Here is a 19,014-nt window from a genome sequence, read left to right on the forward strand (position 1 = left end):
GTACAGAAAATATTGCATGGAACCAGACCAACGCAATCCCTCCTCATTGAATCACTATATGAATCGTTGATCTTTATAATACTCCTTTTAACGAAATTTTCAATCTATTTTTTTGTCGTAAAATCCAACTAAAACTAAGCCCGTAATTTTGTTTAACTCACAAAACAAAATCACGGGCTTTCCATTGAATTTGTTATATAAATAGAGGCTAGTCCGCGATTTGATCGTTATATTGATTTAATTTTGCTTCTCAAAGATAAAAATCCACATAAATGTAAGGGCCTGCTTCAAATCTTGATCCAGATGTGCAATTTGTTTCTCATCAACCCCGCGTTTATACACCCCTTGGCCCCCTGTCTGTATCCAGCCAGTTTCTTCAGCCAGTTTAGCGAGCTCCCATGGCATCATCGTGTTGCAAATTACTTTTTCACCATATACTCTTGGATAGCTATTTATCCTCGGCATGGCCGTTGGTCCAAGTATTCCAATACACAGCTTGCCTCCGGGACGTAAGATCCTCTTCATTTCCTCAAGTCCCTGATGGGGCACTTCAATCCACTCGAGAGAGTTAATAGCCATTATGCCATCAAAGCTTTCTGAAGCGAAAGGCAGTTTCGTCAAATCCCCCTGCGTAAAGGCTAGTCCTTCAGTTTGTAATCGTTTTACTGCTCGTTCAATCATATCTTTAGAAAGATCTACTCCCGTTACCTCGTAGCCTTCCTGATACAATTTATATGATCCATATCCATCTCCACAGCCCAGGTCAGCAACAGAATTACCCGGGGGCAGGTGATTTTTCAAAAAAGGAATAATCGTTTTACGACTTCCCTCATCCCACATCGTCTGACTACGCTGATTCCAGAATTCTGCTCGTTCATCCCATTGTTTAGCGGCTTCCTGGTGCCAATTAAATGTTGGTTCCATATTTACAAATCCCCCTGTTTATCTATTTCCGTCATTATTGTATAGTTCACCATAGAATGTTTATTACCTTTTATTATAATTAAATAAGCAACGTTTTGAAAATTTTTTTGATATGGGAAAAGAGTGTGCTGGTAGGTCTCACGTGGAAAAAAATAGGTTTCAAACGGGGAGGTTTCTAACAAAATATTTGCACTTTCCTTTTATCTTAGATATGATATAAGCACAATATAAGCTAATTTATATATCATAAAACACTATATATAGTATTCGTGAATCAAAGATGCCATCAGGCTTAATAGGGAATCCGGAGAAAGCCGGAACTGCCCCCGCAACTGTTAGCGTTCGCGAAATGGATTATCCACTGTACTCATGTACGGGAAGGACCATAGTAGTATCGAACGTAAGTCAGGAGACCTGTCTTTATTCGCTGAAGTTTCAACTTCTTCGGGGATTGAGAAGATGAAGCGATAGAATGAGGTCTTCGTATGGTTTATTTGCCTCGTTCTATGGTTTCATCCGCTCAATAAGTGAGCGGATTTTTTTATGTCCGAAATTACCTATGAATAAAAGGAGTACGAATACATGAGCGTTCAATCTATGCAAACAAAATGGGAACAGAAGCTAATCGACATTCAAAAAGAATTTCCCCAGTTGGATGTGGAACGAATCCTTAAGAAAGTTCCAGGGCTAGGGCTGAGTCAAATGACTAATGAAGAGCAATCCAAAGCATTAATACTTGAGTGTCTGGCTGAAATGGATGAGACAGGACCTGATTGGACCTTTGCCGCGAGCAGGATTCACTTGGAGCAAATGTACCAAAATTCAGCTCATAACCGTATGGAGGACAGCCCCTATAAAGGATTTTATTCATTAATCGAAATTTTAACGAACGAAGAAATTTATTCAAAATCATTGCTTGCTGATTATTCCAAAGAAGAAATAGATCACCTTGAAGCTATCCTCGCCCCAGAACGTGATCACTTTTTTACTTATATTGGTCTTAAAACTTTAAGCGATCGATACTTAGCACGCTCCAAGTCCAAAGACATATATGAGCTTCCGCAAGAACGGTTTATGATCATTTCGATGGTAATCATGGCTCAGGAGAATAAGTCAGTACGTATGGAGCTCATAAAAGAAGCCTATTGGGCTTTAAGTCATCTATACATGACCGTCGCTACCCCTACTTTAGCTAACGCAGGCAAAAGATATGGCCAATTAAGTTCTTGTTTTATAGAAACGGTAGACGATAGTCTTCAGTCTATTTATGACAGTAATACAGATATAGCGAACTTGAGCAAACATGGCGGAGGAATTGGTGTTTATCTCGGCAAAATCAGGAGCCGTGGAAGTGACATTCAAGGATTTAAAGGGGTTTCTTCAGGTGTTATCCCTTGGATGAAGCAATTGAATAACACGGCAGTCAGTGTAGACCAGCTCGGGCAGCGTCAAGGAGCGATTGCTGTGTATCTGGATATTTGGCATAAGGACATTTTCCCTTTTCTTGACAGTCGCTTAAACAATGGAGACGAGCGTCAGCGCACCCATGATTTATTTACAGGCGTATCCATACCGGATGTTTTTATGGAAGCTGTAGAAAAGCGGGAAGACTGGTATTTATTTGATCCTCACGAAGTTCGAGATGTTATGGGTTTCTCTTTGGAAGATGCTTATGATGAAGAACGCGGCAGAGGAACCTTCCGTAAAAGGTACGAAGCTTGCGTCAATCATCCAGAGCTGTCTAAAGAAAGAGTAGCTGCTATAGACATTATGAAAAAAATTATGGTGGGCCAGCTCGAAACAGGTACACCTTACATGTTCTACCGTGATGAAGTGAACCGTATGAATCCGAATCATCATGCTGGGATGATCTATTGCAGCAACCTATGCACGGAAATCACTCAGAACCAGAGCCCCACTGTTCAGGAAGAACAGTATTTAGAAGAAGGGAAAATTATAACGGTTAAAAACCCGGGGGATTTTGTAGTATGTAATCTCTCCAGTGTAAATCTTGGCCGCGCCGTGCCTAAAGGAGTCTTAAAACGTTTAGTTTCCATTCAGGTAAGAATGCTGGATAACGTGATTGATGAAAATACTATTCCGGTTCTGCAGGCTCAAATGACAAACCAGTCTTACCGAGGTATTGGTCTTGGCACCTTCGGCTGGGCACATTTGCTTGCTCAAAAGAAAATAGCATGGGAATCTGAAAAAGCCGTGAATTATGCTGAAGAAGTGTACCAGGCAATTGCCTATTACACCATTGAAGCCAGCAGCGAATTAGCAGCCGAGAAAGGGAGTTATCCTTTATTCGAGGGATCTGACTGGTCTACAGGAGAATTCTTTCTTAAACGGTCGTTTGACCAAAATGAGGATTGGAATTGGAACGCCTTAAAAGATAAGGTTCAGAGAGATGGAATTCGGAATGGATATTTAATGGCCGTCGCTCCTAATTCCAGTACTTCTCTGATTGCTGGAAGTACAGCGAGCATCGATCCAATCTTTAAACGTTTTTATTCAGAAGAAAAGAAGGATTATAAAATTCCGGTAACAGCACCGGATCTCAGCCCGGAAACGTTCTGGTATTACAAATCGGCTTACGATATAGACCAGCATACAAGCATACAGCAAAACGCTGTGCGTCAAAAATATATTGATCAATCCATTTCATTTAACTTATACGTTCGAAATTCTATACATGCTAAAGAACTATTAGATCTGCATATCGATGCCTGGAAATCAGGATTAAAAACTACCTATTACACAAGATCGACCTCAAGCCAGGGTGAATATGACGAATGTGATAGCTGCTCTTCATAGAAGGAGGACAAACCAAATGAACGAAACCATCCAAAAACGAAAATTAGTAGACCACCAGGCCCCTAACGCTTCTACCGGAATCATTAACGGCAGAAGCTCTAACGTACTAAACTGGGATAATACCCGTTACTCCTGGACGTATCCTATGTATAAAAATATGCTGGCTAATTTCTGGATTCCTAATGAAATTAATATGAGCAATGACTTAAAACAATGGGGTACCCTGTCAGATCAGGAGCAGGCAACGTTCAAGAAAATTATCGGACTTCTTGCCTTCCTGGACTCTATTCAAACGGACTACTCCGGAAAGATAGCTGACTATTTAACGGATTCCAGTTTATCTGCCCTCATGCAAGTATTAGCTTTCCAGGAAGTGGTCCACAACCAATCCTATTCATATGTGTTATCGACTCTAGTGGATCAGGATGAACAGGAAGAAATCTTCGAATACTGGAAGCACGATGATGTCCTTATTGAGAGAAACCAGTTCATTACAGATGGGTATCAGGCTTTTGCCGATGATCCCTCTGTAGACACCTTTTTAAAGTCTATCGTTTACGATGTTGTCCTGGAAGGCTTATTCTTTTATGCAGGATTCGCTTTCTTCTATAACCTGGCACGTAACAATAAGATGGTATCGACCAGCACTATGATTAACTATATAAATAGAGATGAACAGATTCATGTAAGTCTGTTTGGACGAATATTTAATGAAACATTAAGTGAAAACCCGCAGCTGGACGAACAAAAGTACCGTCGGTTTGTCACAGATACATTCCAAGAAGCGGTGGAACTTGAAATCAAATGGGCACATCATATTCTAGGAGACCGCTTCCCCGGTATTCCGATCGGTGACCTGGAAGATTATATTCGGTTCATGGCTAATAAACGATGCCGCTTACTGGGAGCCGAAAAGCCTTTTCCTGAGTATAAGGAAAATCCTTTAAAGTGGATTAAAGCTTATCAGGAAGTCGACGAAGGAAAATCAGATTTCTTTGAACAGAAATCCAGACAGTACACTAAAGTATCCGAAACCAATGGCTTCGACGAACTTTAAAACTAAAAAAGGAAAAATATACCACCTCAGGTCATCCAGATTATGGATGACCTGAGGTGGTTTTATATGGTACGTTCTGGCTATTTTTACATTTAACACGAACAAATGTTCTTGTTTATATTAAAAATATGGTATCCTTATATATAGATACCGTTCTCTAGGATTAGGTCAGGTGGCGATAGAAAAGGAGTGATGTCATTTATGAGCACATATGAGGCGCTTATGGTCATGTTGGCGTTCGGGACATTTATCATTACACTCCTGGCGCTGATCATAAAAATGAACAACAACAAATAGACCCTTTCACATAAGTGAAAGGGTCCTCAACCGAAAAAAACGAACGGTATCCAATCAGGTCACAGTCGCAGCTGTGACCTGATTTGCTTTTATTATAGCACACTCCGCGTAAGCCGAAAGCAAAAAGCAATGATCTTTTATTTCCGTTTGCCCCTCAGTAATACAAGGTACTATCCGGCTCGTCTTTCTTGCATTTGATATTGTATATGCAAAAGATTAATAGAACCCACACGCAGATGAAGATCCCCAAGCAAGTCTCCTTCTGTTTTTGCTTTTTTCACGTGAAACATCCCTCGTACTGGAAGCCTCATTGTCCACTCCCCTAGTGTGAAGTAGATGCCTTCGTCTCCCCGGTCATCTTTACGCCGCATGGTTTCTAAAAGCAGACCGCCTTTTTCATCTGTCTCAAGCCTTCCAATAACCGTCAAAACACCATGCGGTACAGGGAAACCTATATTAAAATAGGTTTCACCCGCATGTTCATGAAAGGAATATAAAGCTGTATTTAGCGGTTCTTTCGTTTGTTTATTACGCGTTATCCACGCTCTTACAGAATTTCGACCATCTTTATAGTCAGATATAGAAATGGCTTCTCCTTGAAGTGCCACACATCCGGATAGGGGAAATCCCCATTGGCTCATCCAGCCAGCAATTGATCTAAATCCTTTGGTCCATTGAATAGACGCTTGCACATGAAAATCACCGGTATGCAGGAACCACCTTTTCACCAGGGGATCCATAGATTCCGTATGAAAATGGCGACTGTTAAAAGGACTCCAGTCATGGACAAGCCCTGTCACATATTCGTGAGAAACTGCCCAAGGTTTATAATCTATTTTAGGGTTAATACTACCTCGCTCAGCACGTATGTGACTAATAGGAAAGACGGTGTAGGCATGCCTTTTTGGAGCATGAACGCCGCGCCATGCCAGAGCAGATAAAATGGAAAAAGCGGGTGCTATCCACAGGCCTTGATAGCCAACGATTGTATTCACCTGCACCCAATAAGCTTCTAACCAGATGTTCAAACCAGTGAATAAAGCAAGCAGCATAGTTCCTAATAGAAGGAGAGATGCAGAGCGCAAAGCCATTCCAATCCACAATTTAAAATAAACGGAGAGCCAAAACCACCATAAACAAAGCCAGACAAGCACAAGGAAGTAAACACCTGCTGTAATTGATGTAAAAGGAGTCTCCAAACTTAATCCAGGTCCAGTAATTAAAGGACTCACCATCACTCCGGCTGCTAACCACAAGTACGGGGTAACCATAAAATTCTTTCTAACTCTGTTACCTTCTGCACGGTAGCGTCCAAAGAATCCTGTCACAAGCGGTAATACAAAAGCCGCATAATGAAAGTGAACGACGGTGAGCTTAAGAATCGTCTCTGAATATGGAAAGATACCAGTCCATCCCGTACTGGAACAAACCAGCAGTCCTCCTCCAACCGCTATGTAAATCAAACCAATATCAATGACAGTTTCTTCGACAGGTCCGAATCCTCTGCCTAACAACCTCATGAAACCTCCAAAAGCGATGAGAAGTGTATAAAAAAACCAGACGGCCGCCCACCACCCTGCTTCATTTCCTGGCGGCAGCGAAATGGCGATCATACCTGCAGCTGAAAAAGGTAAAGAACAGCTCATCACACTCCACAGCCACTTTTCCGGACGGCTCCCCTCTGCACTCTGAATGGCTTCTTCCAATAACAAAGGGACAAGTACAAGAAAGGCAAAACCTAAGATCAGAGTAATACTGCTTCCTTCAAAAAAGATGACCCAGAATAGAAATAAAAATGCTCCAGCCAGGGCACTCCAACTCCCGGGATTTTTCACAAGCTTTCCTCCCCTATCGGACGGTCATTTCATCCTCTTTTCTTCATTTTATCAAAACCCGCCGAGAAAAGGTTAGCTCTGCTCCAGAAAATCGAGATGCTCACCAAGTACTTCTCCCTCTACATTCAATATAAATTTTTGGCTCTGTTACACTTCCTGACTGTTATTAAGAGAAAGCTCCCATTACTTGAAGACTCAGTTTCGAGATATTTGTTATGAGGGCTAGGTCCTGCGGGGGACGATTCCGCTTTCCGCGGGCATGTGCTGAGCCTCCTCGGACTGTCGTCCTGCGGGGTCTCACCGATCATGTTCATCCCGCAGGAGTCTCCATCGTCCCCCTCCGGACCTGCCAAATCAGCAACTCCAATAATGCTTTCTATAATTAACCGGAGAACAAAAGAGCATCTAGCTTTTTTAAGTGGATAATCCCTGATATTTAAGGGTTTCAGGCTGATCCAGAACGATTACCTCACTTTTAGAAGGGTCCGTTCACTCCTCGATCATAGGATGGCGGAGAAAACAGCGAGACTCCCGCGGGAGAAGGAGCTAGGCGAGACCCCACAGGGAGTGATAACGACTGAGGAGGCGCCTGAGAAAAGGAGGATCGACTAAAGTCGCCACGTCCTGTGGCAACGTCGATCGACCCTACGTCTTGTAGGGCCGCAGGAAAGCGAGTTGTTTCCGTAGCCATCCTTCTCTCTTTCTTATAAACGGACTAAATATATCTCAAAACGGAGTATTACAGTAACCGGCTCTATTGCGTAATAAACCTTAAAGCCAATTTTTTTTAAACTCAGCTGCTTTATAAGTTAAGATTATTTTTCATTTCATCCAGTGATGCATATATATCTTCTTTAATTTTAGGATTATAAAAAACAGCTGCCGGATGATAGAGCGGGATAATTAGATAGCTTTTTTCAGTTTCCACGTATTTTTCCTTCTCACGATCAAACCGCATAATCGGGGTTCGAATTACTTTCCCTACTAGTTCGCTGATTTTGTCCTTTCTTCCCATCAGTCGTTCATACGCTACACCTCCAAGGGCAATGATCACTTCAGGATCCATTTTTTCGATTTGGTAATCCAAGAGAGGAGCATGAGCAAGAATCTCCTTCTGATTTGGTTTTCGGTTTGCTTTCCTTTGGCCCCCTGACCCTTTTTTAGTGGTCTTTACCCATTTGTAAGGGCGGCTTCTCACTGCACTTGTAATATAGACGTCTTTTCTTTCTAAACCTATATAATTTAACTGTTTATCCAGTTCATCCCCCGCTCTGCCTATAAAAGGTTCTCCTTTTACAGCTTCATTCTCTCCTGGAGCCTCACCGACAATCATAATGTTACTGGATTCATCTCCCTGCCCCAGGACAAAGCCTTCAACATCGAATCCTGCTATTCTTGTTTTTGCTTCCTTAATTAATTCATCCGGAAATTGCATGAAAGACACCTTTCCCTTCCTCTTTTCATTGATACCTATATTCCACGGAAATGCATGTCCTACACACTGGAAGTTTTTAGTTTTCAAGCCATGTTAAAAGGAGTATTATTTGTAGGAGACCATTATCCTAGAAAATCATTGAAGGAGATCGATGATCATGCGCAAAATTTCCTCCTTTATCGTAAGCTCCCATAAGTGGCTGCTCGCTTTTTGGATCATAATAGCCTTAGTTATGGGTTATTTTGCTATTCAATTGCCCTCTTTATTAGAAGGCGACGGCTTCCGTACAGATGGGGAATATGAACAGGTAGAAGAAAAACTAAATGAAGACTTTGACTTTCCTGAATCCACATTCCTACTATTATTTGAGAATAAATCAGAGGATACCATCGCTTCCGTCTTAGAAGATATAAATGATTTAGATATTGCCTCCCGTATTCAGTCACCACTTGATGATGAATCCATGCAGAAAAACGAGACGTCTTATGCTTCTATCCATTTTTCAGAAGAGCCAGAGGATATGAAAGAAGCTATTCAACAGGTAGAAGAGATTACCGGAGAGGTAGAAGGGGTTTCTCTAACAGGAGCCCCTGTGATATCTGAAGATATTAATAAAGCGAGCCAGGAGGATCTAAAACGTGCGGAGTTGATCGGACTTCCGGTAGCCCTAATCATCTTAATTCTCGCTTTTGGAACAGCTCTTGCCTCCATTCTTCCATTAATCATCGGAGGAATCACCATTGTAGTCGGCTTTGGCATTCTGGCTCTTATTGGTCAAGAATATCAGTTGTCCATTTTCATTTTGAATATTGCACCTATGATCGGTCTGGCCCTCAGCATTGATTTTGCTCTTTTATTTATTAATCGATACCGTGAAGAACTATTGAAGCAGGAGAAAGCCGAAGCCCTGAAAACTACGATTGAAACAGCAGGCCGATCCATCCTATTCTCAGCTGTCTGCGTGTTTATCGGCCTTGCAGCCATGAGTGTAATAGAAGTAGATATCTTTATGAATATTGCTATCGGAGGATCTGTGGTTATTATAGCAGCAGTGTTGTGCTCCCTAACACTTCTGCCTTCGTTACTTTACGTATTTGGTGCAAACGTGAACAAATGGAGATTAATCCCCTTCCAGAAGGATACAACACCAAGATGGAGAAAATTTGCGCGTGGTGTAATGAAGCACCCCGCCTGGATTTCTCTTTCTGCTTTAATGATTTTAATAATTGGTGTGATCCCTGTAACGAATATGAATTTATCTATCCCGACGATTAACGCTTTACCAGAAAGCTATGATTCAAGAGCTGCTTTTGAAACCATCGATGAAACCTTTATGGGCTCTGAAGAGAGCACCGCTTACATCATTGCTGAACGAGAAGGTGAATGGCTGGAGGAAGATGGGTTAAAACAGATGAAAGACCTTCAGGAAAAATTGTTGGAGCCAGAGATTGTAGCGGCTGTTGATACCCTGTACACAACGAGCGAGATAAATTCACCTGAACAACTATCATCTGCTTTGGAAAAGTCTGCCTCACGACAGCAGCTGGAGCCTGCGATAGAGCAGTTTCTTGCAGGAGATCAGTTAATGATCCCTGTTCAATTAAATGTAGCAGCCAATTCTTCTGAAGCCCAGGAGCTTATGACAGACTGGTCTAACGATGAATGGGAAGTCTCCATGATGTTTGGGGGGCAGCCAAAATTCAATCAGGAGATTTATACGGAGATTTCCGATAATATCGGATTAACTTTGACAATCATTATCGTTTCCACGTTCATCATCCTGATGATCGCATTTCGTTCCATTATCATTCCTTTAAAAGCGATCCTGATGAATGTAATCGGCCTTACCTCAACCTTCGGAATTCTTGTATGGCTCTTTCAGGGTGGGCATTTCGGTTTGAATGAAGCGGATATCGCCCTTATTTTACCTGTTATTGTTTTCAGTCTTGTTTTTGGTTTAAGTATGGATTACGAAGTGTTTCTGATCTCAAGAATTCACGAATTTTATCTTGAGACAGGTGATAATACAAAATCTACGATAGAGGGGCTTGCTACCACTAGTAAAATCATAACCTCTGCGGCTCTTATTATGATTGTCATTACAGGAGCTTTTGCTTTTACTGGTGTCGTACCGGTTAAGCAGATTGGAATAGGTATTGCTATCGCTATATTTATAGATGCAACCGTTATACGTTTACTCCTCGTCCCTAGTTTAATGAAGCTTTTAGGTGACTGGAATTGGTGGCTCCCTTTTAGCAGCCATAACCAAAAAGGTAAAAGAGTTCCTGACAAAAATTAAAAATAGCAGTTCCTACCTCTGCAGCAAAAAAATAAACGGAGCGAAGAACTTTAAAGTTCTTCGATCCACTTACAGCGGCTGCTCGGCCGCTTTTTTATTTAATCTGAAAGACAAAATAAGTCGTGACAAAATAACTTGCAATTATAAGGAAGGAAGGCCATAAATAGTTCCATGCTTTAGCTTTTCTCCTGGAAATACTAAAGATAATCAGCAGGATAAATAGAATCGACGCTGCTCCTGTTAGTAGATTGGCAGGACTTGACCCCTGAAGAAGATTTCCTCTGAAGTACATCAGATCTGTTATAGCTAGAATCATTAAATTAAAGGCATTACTTCCAAGTAGTGAACTAATTCCTAAATTAAAATTTCTCAGCTTAAGCGCCGTTCCTACACTGACTGCATCAGGCAGCGATGTGCTGATAGCAACAAGAAAGGCTCCAATGAAAGAAGCACCAATCCCTGTAATAGCAGAAATTCTTTCCGCCGTGATAGTCAGGACACTTCCTATAATCATGATTAATACAGCGGACACAATAAAATGGAATAATACCTGACGATAGGTGTATTCGGAATACTTTTTATTCTTATCCTCTCTCTTCACTTTTCGTCCTTTATATTCTGTACGGTCATTAATTAACTTTGAGCCTATAAAATAGATTAGAATGGTAGCTATTGCCGTATAACTAACGTGAAAGATATGAGTTGGTAAAGAGAACGTCAATCCAAGCATTACAATCAACGTCATAAGAATAACCAGCCATCCGTACAGCTTACTCTCTACGGTAGCATGGGTTAAAATTTGATAGCGTCTGTACACAATATCAAAGATAGCAAGCCCCATAATATTAAAAAGGTTACTTCCTATCAGATTTCCAACAGCCAGATCAGGACTGTCAATAATTATAGCCGTAACACTCGATGTCAGTTCAGGCAATGATATAGCTATTCCGATAATAGCTCCCATAAATGTTGAGGATGCCCGGCTCTTTTCTTTAACAGCATCTCCGAATACAGAGAGTCTTGAGGCAATAAAAAATGTACTTATCCCTGACAAGATAAATAATACGAATACTAACCAATTACTCATTCGATTAACTCCTTCATCTATTCATTCCATTTATAAATTATTTCAGCAACATTTTGTCACCTTTCCCTCTGGTTGCCGTTCTTAAACAGTAAAAAAAGGCCAGCAAAATGCCGGCCTTTTTAATTGAACGTCCTATTGTTTAACAGCTTTTTTTTCATCTTCTTTAATTAAGTCGGCTGTCAGCTGCCCTGAAAGTGTAACCATTGGTACACCGCCTCCAGGGTGGGTAGAGCCGCCGGCGAAGTATAGTCCATCGTACACCTGACTTCTGGATGGAATTTTAAATCCGCCATTTGATTTCCGGTCGGCAGCAATTCCGTAAATAGATCCCCCATTAGGTCCGTATAAGGATTCTAAATCCTCCGGAGTAAAGCGATATTCAAATTCAATAGAATCACTTAGACCTGTGAGTCCCATTCTTTCAAGTTTCTCAATAACTTTTTCCCGGTATTGATCCCAGTCAATCGGCTTACGTTTTCCATCTGTCAGCGGCGGAACATGCGTTAATACAAATAAGTTGTCTTTACCCGCTGGTGCCTGGGTTTCATCAGACCTTGCAGAAATCCCAATATAGATAGTGGGATCATCAGCTGGTTTGCCCTGATCAAATATCTGCTTAAATTCTTTTTCAGGGTCTTCGGAAAAGAAGAAGTTATGGTGCTTTAATTGGTCGAATTTCTTATCAGTGCCAAGAAGCAGGACAAGCCCTGAGACTGTTGGATCAAACTTCTTCTGAAGTGTTTTTGTTTCTTTTTTCACTTTGGATGTCTGCGGAGCCAAGCGTCGGTAAGCAGGAATTGCTTCTAGGTTTGAAACGACTACATCCGCTTCATGAACGACTCCTTCTTCTGTTTCAACTCCGACTACTGTCTCCCCTTCTACAACCAGACGCTGGACAGGAGTGTTCAGATGGATATCTACGCGAAGTTCATCCATCAATCGGCCCATGGCTTCTGCGATCTGATACATTCCTCCCTTGACGTAGTGAATGCCTAATCCCAGCTGCACATACACCAGCTGATTTAAAATGGCAGGAGAAGAATAGGGGTTGGAACCTACATACATTACAAAGAAATTGAATAACTGCTCCAAATATTTATTATCGAAATGCTTATGCGTCGACTTAGCTACTGTATTCAATGGATCCATTTTCAAAAGCTCGCTCAGCTTATGATGGCTTTTCAAATCTTTTAAGTCCTGAATGCTATACTTGTAAAAACTCTTCATACATAACTCGTACATATCCTGTGTATAAGATAGAAAGTCCGTAAGCTTACGGTTCGGGCGATCCGTAACTTTCGCCATTTCCTCAAGCATGCCAGGCAAATCACTTGTTACGTCAAGCTGAGTACCGTCTTCGAAAAAAGTTCTCCATTGTGGTTCCACACGCTCCACCGTTATGTAATCCTCAAGTTTACGGTGTACACTCTCAAATAACTGCTCTAATACCCACGGCATGGTTAAGATGGAAGGTCCCGTATCGAAAGTAAAGCCTTTACCTTCTCTTCGATTCAACTTACCACCAAGGTTGCTGTTTTTTTCAATTAATTTTACCTTATATCCGTCACCGCTTAAACGGATCGCAGTTGACATCCCACCAAGTCCTGCACCTACGACAATCGCTGTTTTCTGTTTCAACACTTCCACCTCCACGTTTAATAAACAAACGGAATCAAACGATATCTTGTTTGACACCAGCTTCGATACATCTCTCCATGAGCTTGCGTTAACATGGCTTCTTCAATGCGAATTCTATGTAGTAAAGAGGCTGCCAGCAATCCGCCACAAAGAATAGCTGTCCACAAATTCCCCACTCCCACACAAAAACCAACGATGATAAAGAACAGTCCTGTATATAAAGGATGCCGTAATTTACGGTAAGGTCCACTGCTTACTAGACGATCACCTTTCTTTACAGACACGTCCCTGGTAAACTGATCTTTTAAATGAATAATCCCCCAGTAGCGTAAAGCAACTCCACCTGTATAAAGAAGTAAACCGAACCACCACAGGGTCTCAGAATCCATCACACCTATATTCCATTCACGCATCACGAGTGATAATGCTACAGCCAATATAACGGCAATAAGGATAAGGGGGAACGATTGGCGTTCCAGATGTTCGGTTTTAGAAGAACCACGATTGCGGAACAGGATGAATTCACCAACCCACAGGGCAGTTACCAGCAAAAAAATGGCTTCGAATGTACTCATGTATCCGAACTATTTCCGAGATGAAGCTTCTTCATAGCCATCTTGTTCCCCCTCTTCTTTTTCATAGCTGCTACCCTCTAGCAGTTCCCATAATTCAATCCGATTAAACGGTGAAACACTCTCTGCGAACTGCTTGAAAGATGAAGAGACTGAATTTATGATAGATAAAACAGAGTATAAAATACCCTGTACTCTCTCTTCAAAGAGTTCTTTGATTTCTAAGGAGATGAATAACAGCGAATGGAAATAGTATATGTTACCTTTATTATAGCGGTTGTTCTCCTTACATTCTATATTATCTTTAAATCGCTGAACAAACAAAGTTATATCCTTATGATCGTAATTGTTGTGGTATATGCAGCGCTTTTAACTTGGAGTTTTATAGATTAAGAAAGGCCGGTGCAAAAGCACCGGCCTTTTTCATTATTACTTCTCTTTTCTCTGTTTATTAATTGCTTCCCTGATATGATAGAGCTCTGCGTACATAGCTGTTGCATACACGCTGAGGATACTCAAAAACATGGATAAAACAAAAACAGATCCATCCAAATCAAACCCGAGCACGGAAGTGAAACCGACTATGGCTCCAATAATCACTCCGATCCCGGTTAAAAAGATGATTTTTTGTAACGTCACTGAATAAAACACCCAATCACCTCTTCCACATAATCTATGGTTAGTTATACCCTGCGGAGCCACCGCTTACACGTAAGAGGTTTTGTGAGTTAATATTCAACAAACTTTCATCTCCATTATAATACAGAGCAAGCCCCTATTTAAAAAATCCCCACCGGGCGTTAGCTGTCCTGTGGGGATTTTTTCAAGACGTATTAAGCACCAGCCCAGACATCTTTAGCAAGACGTCCTTCTAATTCAAGATTTTCTAACCATTCAGCAGCACTTTCATAAGTCGTCTCGTGTTTGTGTTGGTAACTTTTTATAATTTTTTCTATGACCTCGGGAGCCATATCACTGCCATCACCACAAATGTACAAGCAGCCTCCGCTTTCTAGAAGCGAAAGAACAGTAGATGCGTCTTCCTCCAATCGATCCTGAACATACACTTTCTCTTTTCCTTCTATTCTTGAAAAAGCAGTATGGAGAGTGATTAGTCCTTTATCTGCTGCATTTTCCAACTCATTCTTATACAAGAAGTCCTTCTCTGGGTGCCTGCACCCGAAATACAAATGCGCTTCTCCTAGACTGTGCCCCTCTTTCAGCAGGTTATCACGTGCTTGAATAAATCCACGGAATGGAGCAATACCGGTACCTGGACCAATCCATACCATCGGCGTCTCCGGATTATCCGGCAGGGTGAAATTGGATTGAGGTGTGTTAATAAAGCAAGCCACCTTATCTCCAATGTCTCGTTTAGCCAGATAATTAGACGCTGTGCCTTTGTATTCTCTTCTTCCACTCCAGGCTGTATCTTTCACTACGCTTACCGTAACACTAGCCTCCTCACTATGTTCTCGAGGAGAGCTGGAAATTGAATAGTAACGAGCTTTAAGCGGTGGAAGCAAAGCCAGGAATCTTTCAAAAGGAACTTCACACGATAAATAATCTTCAAGAAGATCAAGCATCGTAAGACGATGACGCAGGATTTCATTTTTGTAAGTCTCATCCTCAAGAAGTCTCTCCAACTCAATCTTGTGTGGCGGACAAGGGTTGTGAGCAGCCAAGTCACGAATTTGACTTCTGGTAGCCGGCTCTTGCAATTCAACATAGGAGGTCAGGAGTTCTCTTAAGCTGATTGGCTGACTCGTAGGAAGATGCGTTGCTTTTCCTGTATCTTCGCCCAGAACTACATACTCCTCTCCCTTTAATTGGAAGCGCTGAAGGACACGTTCCACCAATTCTGTGCCATTTTGAGGAAGAACCCCAAGATGATCACCCTCTTGGTAATTCACTCCTTCAGGAAGCTTTAATTCCAGATGCCGAGTACTTCGTTCGCTCCCCACCTGTAATTCGCGATTTTCATTCACCACAGCTGTAAAAGCATGATGCGTCCGGGCGAGGGGCGTCTGTGTGACACCACTGACGAACTCCATTGAAACATGACTGGATGGGTCATCAGCTTCTTCAAGTTTCAAATTAAACGTATCTGCCAGTGCCGGCCATAACGCTGCTTCCCATTTTTCTAAATCGCCTTCGAAATCTTCACTCGCATCTCCGCCTTCTCGCTCAAGCATACGTTCTGCTCCCAATGTTTGAAGTTGCTCATCAATTAACGTTGGGATTCGCTGATAAGTACTGGCCCAGTTTCGGTCTCCACATCCAAACACAGCATAGCTTACTCCTTTAGCTTCTTCTTCCTCTGCTTCCTTAAGCCAACGGACAAAGGTATCAGCATTATCCGGAGGGTTTCCATTATAAGAAGCTGAGACTATAAGCACTGCTCCTTCTGCTGGGAGAGCAGATGTGTACTGATTTAATGGAGCTGTCTTCACGTCAAAGCCCTGGTGTTTTCCGGTCTGTGCAAGTTCTCTGGCCACTCCTTCTGCTGTGCCCATATTAGAACCATATAATACAAGTAATGGAGTGAGGTGAGCATCTGCCTCAGGAACACTTTGCGTTTCCTTTTTATATGATTTTTCCGCTTCTTTCTGAGCAGGGGCCGGCTGCATTAAAGATGCATCGCGTCTTGATTTCACACGCATAGTCAGCCCCTCTGGCTTCATTGTTAATGTTTCTTTGACATCCAGCTGATAGTTCATATGATCTTCCAAGTCAAAATACTGCAGAACCATCCCAAGCACAAGAGTAGCTTCATGAAGAGCGAACTGCTGTCCTATACAGGCTCTTTGACCATTACCAAACGGTTTGTAGGCATGGCGGGGAATTTGGGAAGGATCCTCAAAACGCTCAGGCTTAAAGGCCTCGACATCGTCTCCCCATATGCTAGTATCTCTATGGAGCTGAGGCAGAAGAAGTGTAAACGTCTCCCCCTTTTCGACTTCATATTGACCAGCAAGCGTCGTATTTTCTTTCGCATAAACAGAAAAAGCAGGCGCCGTGGGCCATAATCGTAAAGCCTCATTTAATATCATCCGTACATATTTTAACTTTTTCACTTGTTTATAGGAGGGGATATCCTCTCCAATGACTTCATCTACTTCTTCCTGTGCTTTCTTTAACTTATCAGGATTTTTCATCAGATAATGAAGGGCAAAAGATAGAAGACCACTCGTCGTTTCATGACCAGCAATTAAAAAAGTAATGATTTGGAAGCGGATATTCTCATCGTCAAGAGCTTCTCCGGTCTCCGGATCTTTCCCTTTCAGCATATGGGCAAGCAGATCATCTTCCCCTTGGTCACCCGTTTTCTTACGGTCGGCTATTAACTGATCAACTAAGTTGAACATATAATCAATGTCTTCTTTATATTGTCTTTTAGAACGAATCATCAGTTTATCCTGAATCTCAAAACGCTGCGTTTGACTCATAGATTCGTCAAGCGCATGCACCATTTTTTCAACAAAAGGATGAGATCTCTCCCTGTAAAAGCTGTTGAAACGGTAATTAAAACCGCACAACCCTATTGTATCAAGGGTTAAGCGAGTCATGTCTTCCGGAACTTCAACTTCCTCATTCGGATTTAGACGAGCCCATTTTTGGATCAGCTGTGAAGCAAGATCAACCATTTTATTATGATAGCCTTTCATAGCCTGCTGACTAAAGCTTGGCAATAAAATATTATGAGCTTTTTTCCAATTGATTTCTCCTGTTTCACTAGTAAATAAACCGTCTCCTCCAAAAGCACGAACCTTTTGCAGAGCAGGCCCGACCTTCTTATCAAAACGGGATTCGTCACAAATCTCAGCAGCAAACTGTGCACTGGAAACAAATCGGCTGGTTCGGCCAGGGAAATGGAACTGATAAAGCGGACCGAATTCATCAGCCAGCTTCATAAATGACTGAATAGGCTTTTCTTTATTAATAAGCGGCAAATTCCCGAGTGGCCCATAGGATTTAGGCTGCGGAAGATTAATTGTTTTTTCCACGTATAGTCACCTCGTTAAATTAATGTTTATACCGGAATGAACATTCATTCCTAATAAAAAATAAAATACACTATCGAGTTTCTAATGATAGCGTATAGCATCCCAGCAACTTTCTTCTACTCCAATAAATAAATCATCTGTTTCTTCAATATTTCCGGAACGCACCAACTGATGCAGCTCCAGAAATCCGCCAAAAATAATGGCAATCATCGCCATGGATGGAAGGTCACGAATAACTCCTGCTTCCTTTCCTTGATCCAGGAAATGCTTCAGCCTGTTTAAAAGCCGTTCAAAATCTGCACGACTTGTATTATCTAAAAAGTACGCTCCATTATGAGTTTTAATGAAATATAGAGCATGCTCATGTTCGCTGGTAAAACGAGTCATTCCTCTGAACAAGTGATGGAACTGTTCTCTTATGGATGAATTGCCAGGATAGTCTTCTGCAAGTGTCTCAGCAAACATCTTTACATAATATTGAAATAATGTATTTACTAGAACTTCTTTATTTTCGAAATAACGATAAATCGTTCCAGCTCCGACTTGCGCTTCATTAGCAATCATGGGTATGGTTGTAGCATCGAACCCTCTTTCAGCAAATAACATAAGGGCGCTGCTTAAGATGTTATCTCTTTTAGTCGTTGACGCGGGCATGGATTCTAACTCCTTTAACACCGGAATGAACATTCATTCTTATATTATAAAGCTAGTCTCCCCATCTTTTCAACTAGTTATTTACTCACGAATTCAAAAATAACCCATTATTTTGTTTTAGACTTCATATATTGTGAAACACTTTCCAAAGGAAGAGAAATAAATAGAGTTCTCTTCTACACTTTAGGAGGTGGAGGAAAAATGGAAAATACCACTTATAAAACAGGCGACAGCGTGCCGGAAGATGGCACCTATAAAGTAGTAAGTCGGCTAGATGGTGGCGAACTTAACAAGGATGATACCGAGATTATGATTGAAAAAGGTCAGCCATTCCCTAATTCCCCCTCAACTGACAAAGAAGCAAACTGGACCAAAGCATAGCCAGTTTTTCA

General features: G+C 41.6%; 14 protein-coding genes and 1 riboswitch. Of the genes, 5 read left to right on the plus strand and 9 right to left on the minus strand.

The window, feature by feature from the left end:
• Nucleotides 1-237: 237 nt before the first annotated feature.
• Entirely contained in the window at nucleotides 238-924 is a 687-nt protein-coding gene (locus LCM11_RS16895) for a class I SAM-dependent methyltransferase (RefSeq protein ID WP_224895468.1), read from the minus strand.
• Nucleotides 925-1,185: 261 nt separating this feature from the next.
• A riboswitch (cobalamin riboswitch) is annotated at nucleotides 1,186-1,361 on the plus strand.
• Between the two features lie 145 nt (nucleotides 1,362-1,506).
• On the opposite strand from LCM11_RS16895, the gene LCM11_RS16900 reads away from it, so the two are divergent.
• The 3 genes from LCM11_RS16900 (at nucleotide 1,507) to LCM11_RS16910 (ending at nucleotide 5,095) form a co-directional block, all read left to right on the plus strand.
• Nucleotides 1,507-3,741: a ribonucleoside-diphosphate reductase subunit alpha gene (locus LCM11_RS16900; protein WP_224895469.1), complete on the plus strand. Its 2,235-nt coding sequence runs from the start codon at nucleotides 1,507-1,509 to the stop codon at nucleotides 3,739-3,741.
• A 16-nt stretch (nucleotides 3,742-3,757) separates the two neighbouring features.
• Entirely contained in the window at nucleotides 3,758-4,798 is a 1,041-nt protein-coding gene (locus LCM11_RS16905) for a ribonucleotide-diphosphate reductase subunit beta (protein ID WP_224895470.1), read from the plus strand.
• A gap of 201 nt (nucleotides 4,799-4,999) precedes the next feature.
• The gene (locus LCM11_RS16910; protein WP_139205849.1) at nucleotides 5,000-5,095 is read left to right on the plus strand and encodes a putative holin-like toxin; all 96 of its coding nucleotides are present in this window, start codon (nucleotides 5,000-5,002) and stop codon (nucleotides 5,093-5,095) included.
• 170 nt (nucleotides 5,096-5,265) lie between these two features.
• Here the strand turns inward: LCM11_RS16910 and LCM11_RS16915 are convergent, their stop codons facing one another.
• Together LCM11_RS16915 and LCM11_RS16920 are read right to left on the minus strand one after the other, a co-directional pair.
• Complete coding sequence (locus LCM11_RS16915; RefSeq protein ID WP_224895471.1) at nucleotides 5,266-6,930, minus strand: YndJ family protein; 1,665 nt, start codon at nucleotides 6,928-6,930, stop codon at nucleotides 5,266-5,268.
• Nucleotides 6,931-7,732: 802 nt separating this feature from the next.
• The gene (locus tag LCM11_RS16920) at nucleotides 7,733-8,365 is read right to left on the minus strand and encodes a uracil-DNA glycosylase (RefSeq protein ID WP_224895595.1); all 633 of its coding nucleotides are present in this window, start codon (nucleotides 8,363-8,365) and stop codon (nucleotides 7,733-7,735) included.
• A gap of 157 nt (nucleotides 8,366-8,522) precedes the next feature.
• Here LCM11_RS16920 and LCM11_RS16925 point away from each other — a divergent pair, with 157 nt between their 5' ends.
• A complete protein-coding gene (locus LCM11_RS16925) occupies nucleotides 8,523-10,664 on the plus strand; it encodes an MMPL family transporter (protein WP_224895472.1) in 2,142 nt (713 codons plus the stop codon).
• Nucleotides 10,665-10,758: 94 nt separating this feature from the next.
• Here the strand turns inward: LCM11_RS16925 and LCM11_RS16930 are convergent, their stop codons facing one another.
• From LCM11_RS16930 to LCM11_RS16955, 6 genes are all read right to left on the minus strand, one after another.
• Nucleotides 10,759-11,751, minus strand: coding sequence for a sodium:calcium antiporter (locus LCM11_RS16930; RefSeq protein ID WP_224895473.1), 993 nt, complete (start codon nucleotides 11,749-11,751; stop codon nucleotides 10,759-10,761).
• 132 nt (nucleotides 11,752-11,883) lie between these two features.
• Nucleotides 11,884-13,389, minus strand: a complete 1,506-nt coding sequence (locus LCM11_RS16935; protein WP_224895474.1) for a phytoene desaturase family protein — start codon at nucleotides 13,387-13,389, stop codon at nucleotides 11,884-11,886.
• Nucleotides 13,390-13,406: 17 nt separating this feature from the next.
• Entirely contained in the window at nucleotides 13,407-13,964 is a 558-nt protein-coding gene (locus LCM11_RS16940) for a methyltransferase family protein (RefSeq protein WP_224895475.1), read from the minus strand.
• A 426-nt stretch (nucleotides 13,965-14,390) separates the two neighbouring features.
• Nucleotides 14,391-14,600 carry a hypothetical protein gene (locus LCM11_RS16945; protein ID WP_224895476.1) on the minus strand — a complete coding sequence of 70 codons (210 nt, stop codon included), beginning with the start codon at nucleotides 14,598-14,600 and terminating at the stop codon, nucleotides 14,391-14,393.
• 194 nt (nucleotides 14,601-14,794) lie between these two features.
• Nucleotides 14,795-17,968, minus strand: a complete 3,174-nt coding sequence (locus LCM11_RS16950) for a bifunctional cytochrome P450/NADPH--P450 reductase (protein ID WP_224895477.1) — start codon at nucleotides 17,966-17,968, stop codon at nucleotides 14,795-14,797.
• 81 nt (nucleotides 17,969-18,049) lie between these two features.
• On the minus strand, nucleotides 18,050-18,622 hold the full coding sequence (locus tag LCM11_RS16955; protein WP_224895478.1) for a TetR/AcrR family transcriptional regulator: 573 nt from the start codon (nucleotides 18,620-18,622) through the stop codon (nucleotides 18,050-18,052).
• Between the two features lie 201 nt (nucleotides 18,623-18,823).
• Between LCM11_RS16955 and LCM11_RS16960 the strand changes: the two genes are divergently transcribed.
• Nucleotides 18,824-19,003: a YjzC family protein gene (locus tag LCM11_RS16960; RefSeq protein ID WP_224895479.1), complete on the plus strand. Its 180-nt coding sequence runs from the start codon at nucleotides 18,824-18,826 to the stop codon at nucleotides 19,001-19,003.
• The last annotated feature ends 11 nt before the right edge of the window (nucleotides 19,004-19,014 follow it).

The sequence above is a fragment of the Halobacillus halophilus genome, from assembly GCF_020171985.1.
Taxonomy (GTDB): Bacteria; Bacillota; Bacilli; order Bacillales; family Halobacillaceae; genus Halobacillus; species Halobacillus halophilus_A.

Excerpts from the sequence above, each read along its gene's own strand:
- LCM11_RS16955 (WP_224895478.1), bottom strand. The coding sequence starts at position 18,622 with ATGCCCGCGTCAACGACTAAAAGAGATAACATCTTAAGCAGCGCCCTT.
- LCM11_RS16925 (WP_224895472.1), top strand. The coding sequence starts at position 8,523 with ATGCGCAAAATTTCCTCCTTTATCGTAAGCTCCCATAAGTGGCTGCTC.
- LCM11_RS16910 (WP_139205849.1), top strand. The coding sequence starts at position 5,000 with ATGAGCACATATGAGGCGCTTATGGTCATGTTGGCGTTCGGGACATTT.
- LCM11_RS16900 (WP_224895469.1), top strand. The coding sequence starts at position 1,507 with ATGAGCGTTCAATCTATGCAAACAAAATGGGAACAGAAGCTAATCGAC.
- LCM11_RS16930 (WP_224895473.1), bottom strand. The coding sequence starts at position 11,751 with ATGAGTAATTGGTTAGTATTCGTATTATTTATCTTGTCAGGGATAAGT.
- LCM11_RS16940 (WP_224895475.1), bottom strand. The coding sequence starts at position 13,964 with ATGAGTACATTCGAAGCCATTTTTTTGCTGGTAACTGCCCTGTGGGTT.
- LCM11_RS16895 (WP_224895468.1), bottom strand. The coding sequence starts at position 924 with ATGGAACCAACATTTAATTGGCACCAGGAAGCCGCTAAACAATGGGAT.
- LCM11_RS16920 (WP_224895595.1), bottom strand. The coding sequence starts at position 8,365 with ATGCAATTTCCGGATGAATTAATTAAGGAAGCAAAAACAAGAATAGCA.
- LCM11_RS16960 (WP_224895479.1), top strand. The coding sequence starts at position 18,824 with ATGGAAAATACCACTTATAAAACAGGCGACAGCGTGCCGGAAGATGGC.
- LCM11_RS16905 (WP_224895470.1), top strand. The coding sequence starts at position 3,758 with ATGAACGAAACCATCCAAAAACGAAAATTAGTAGACCACCAGGCCCCT.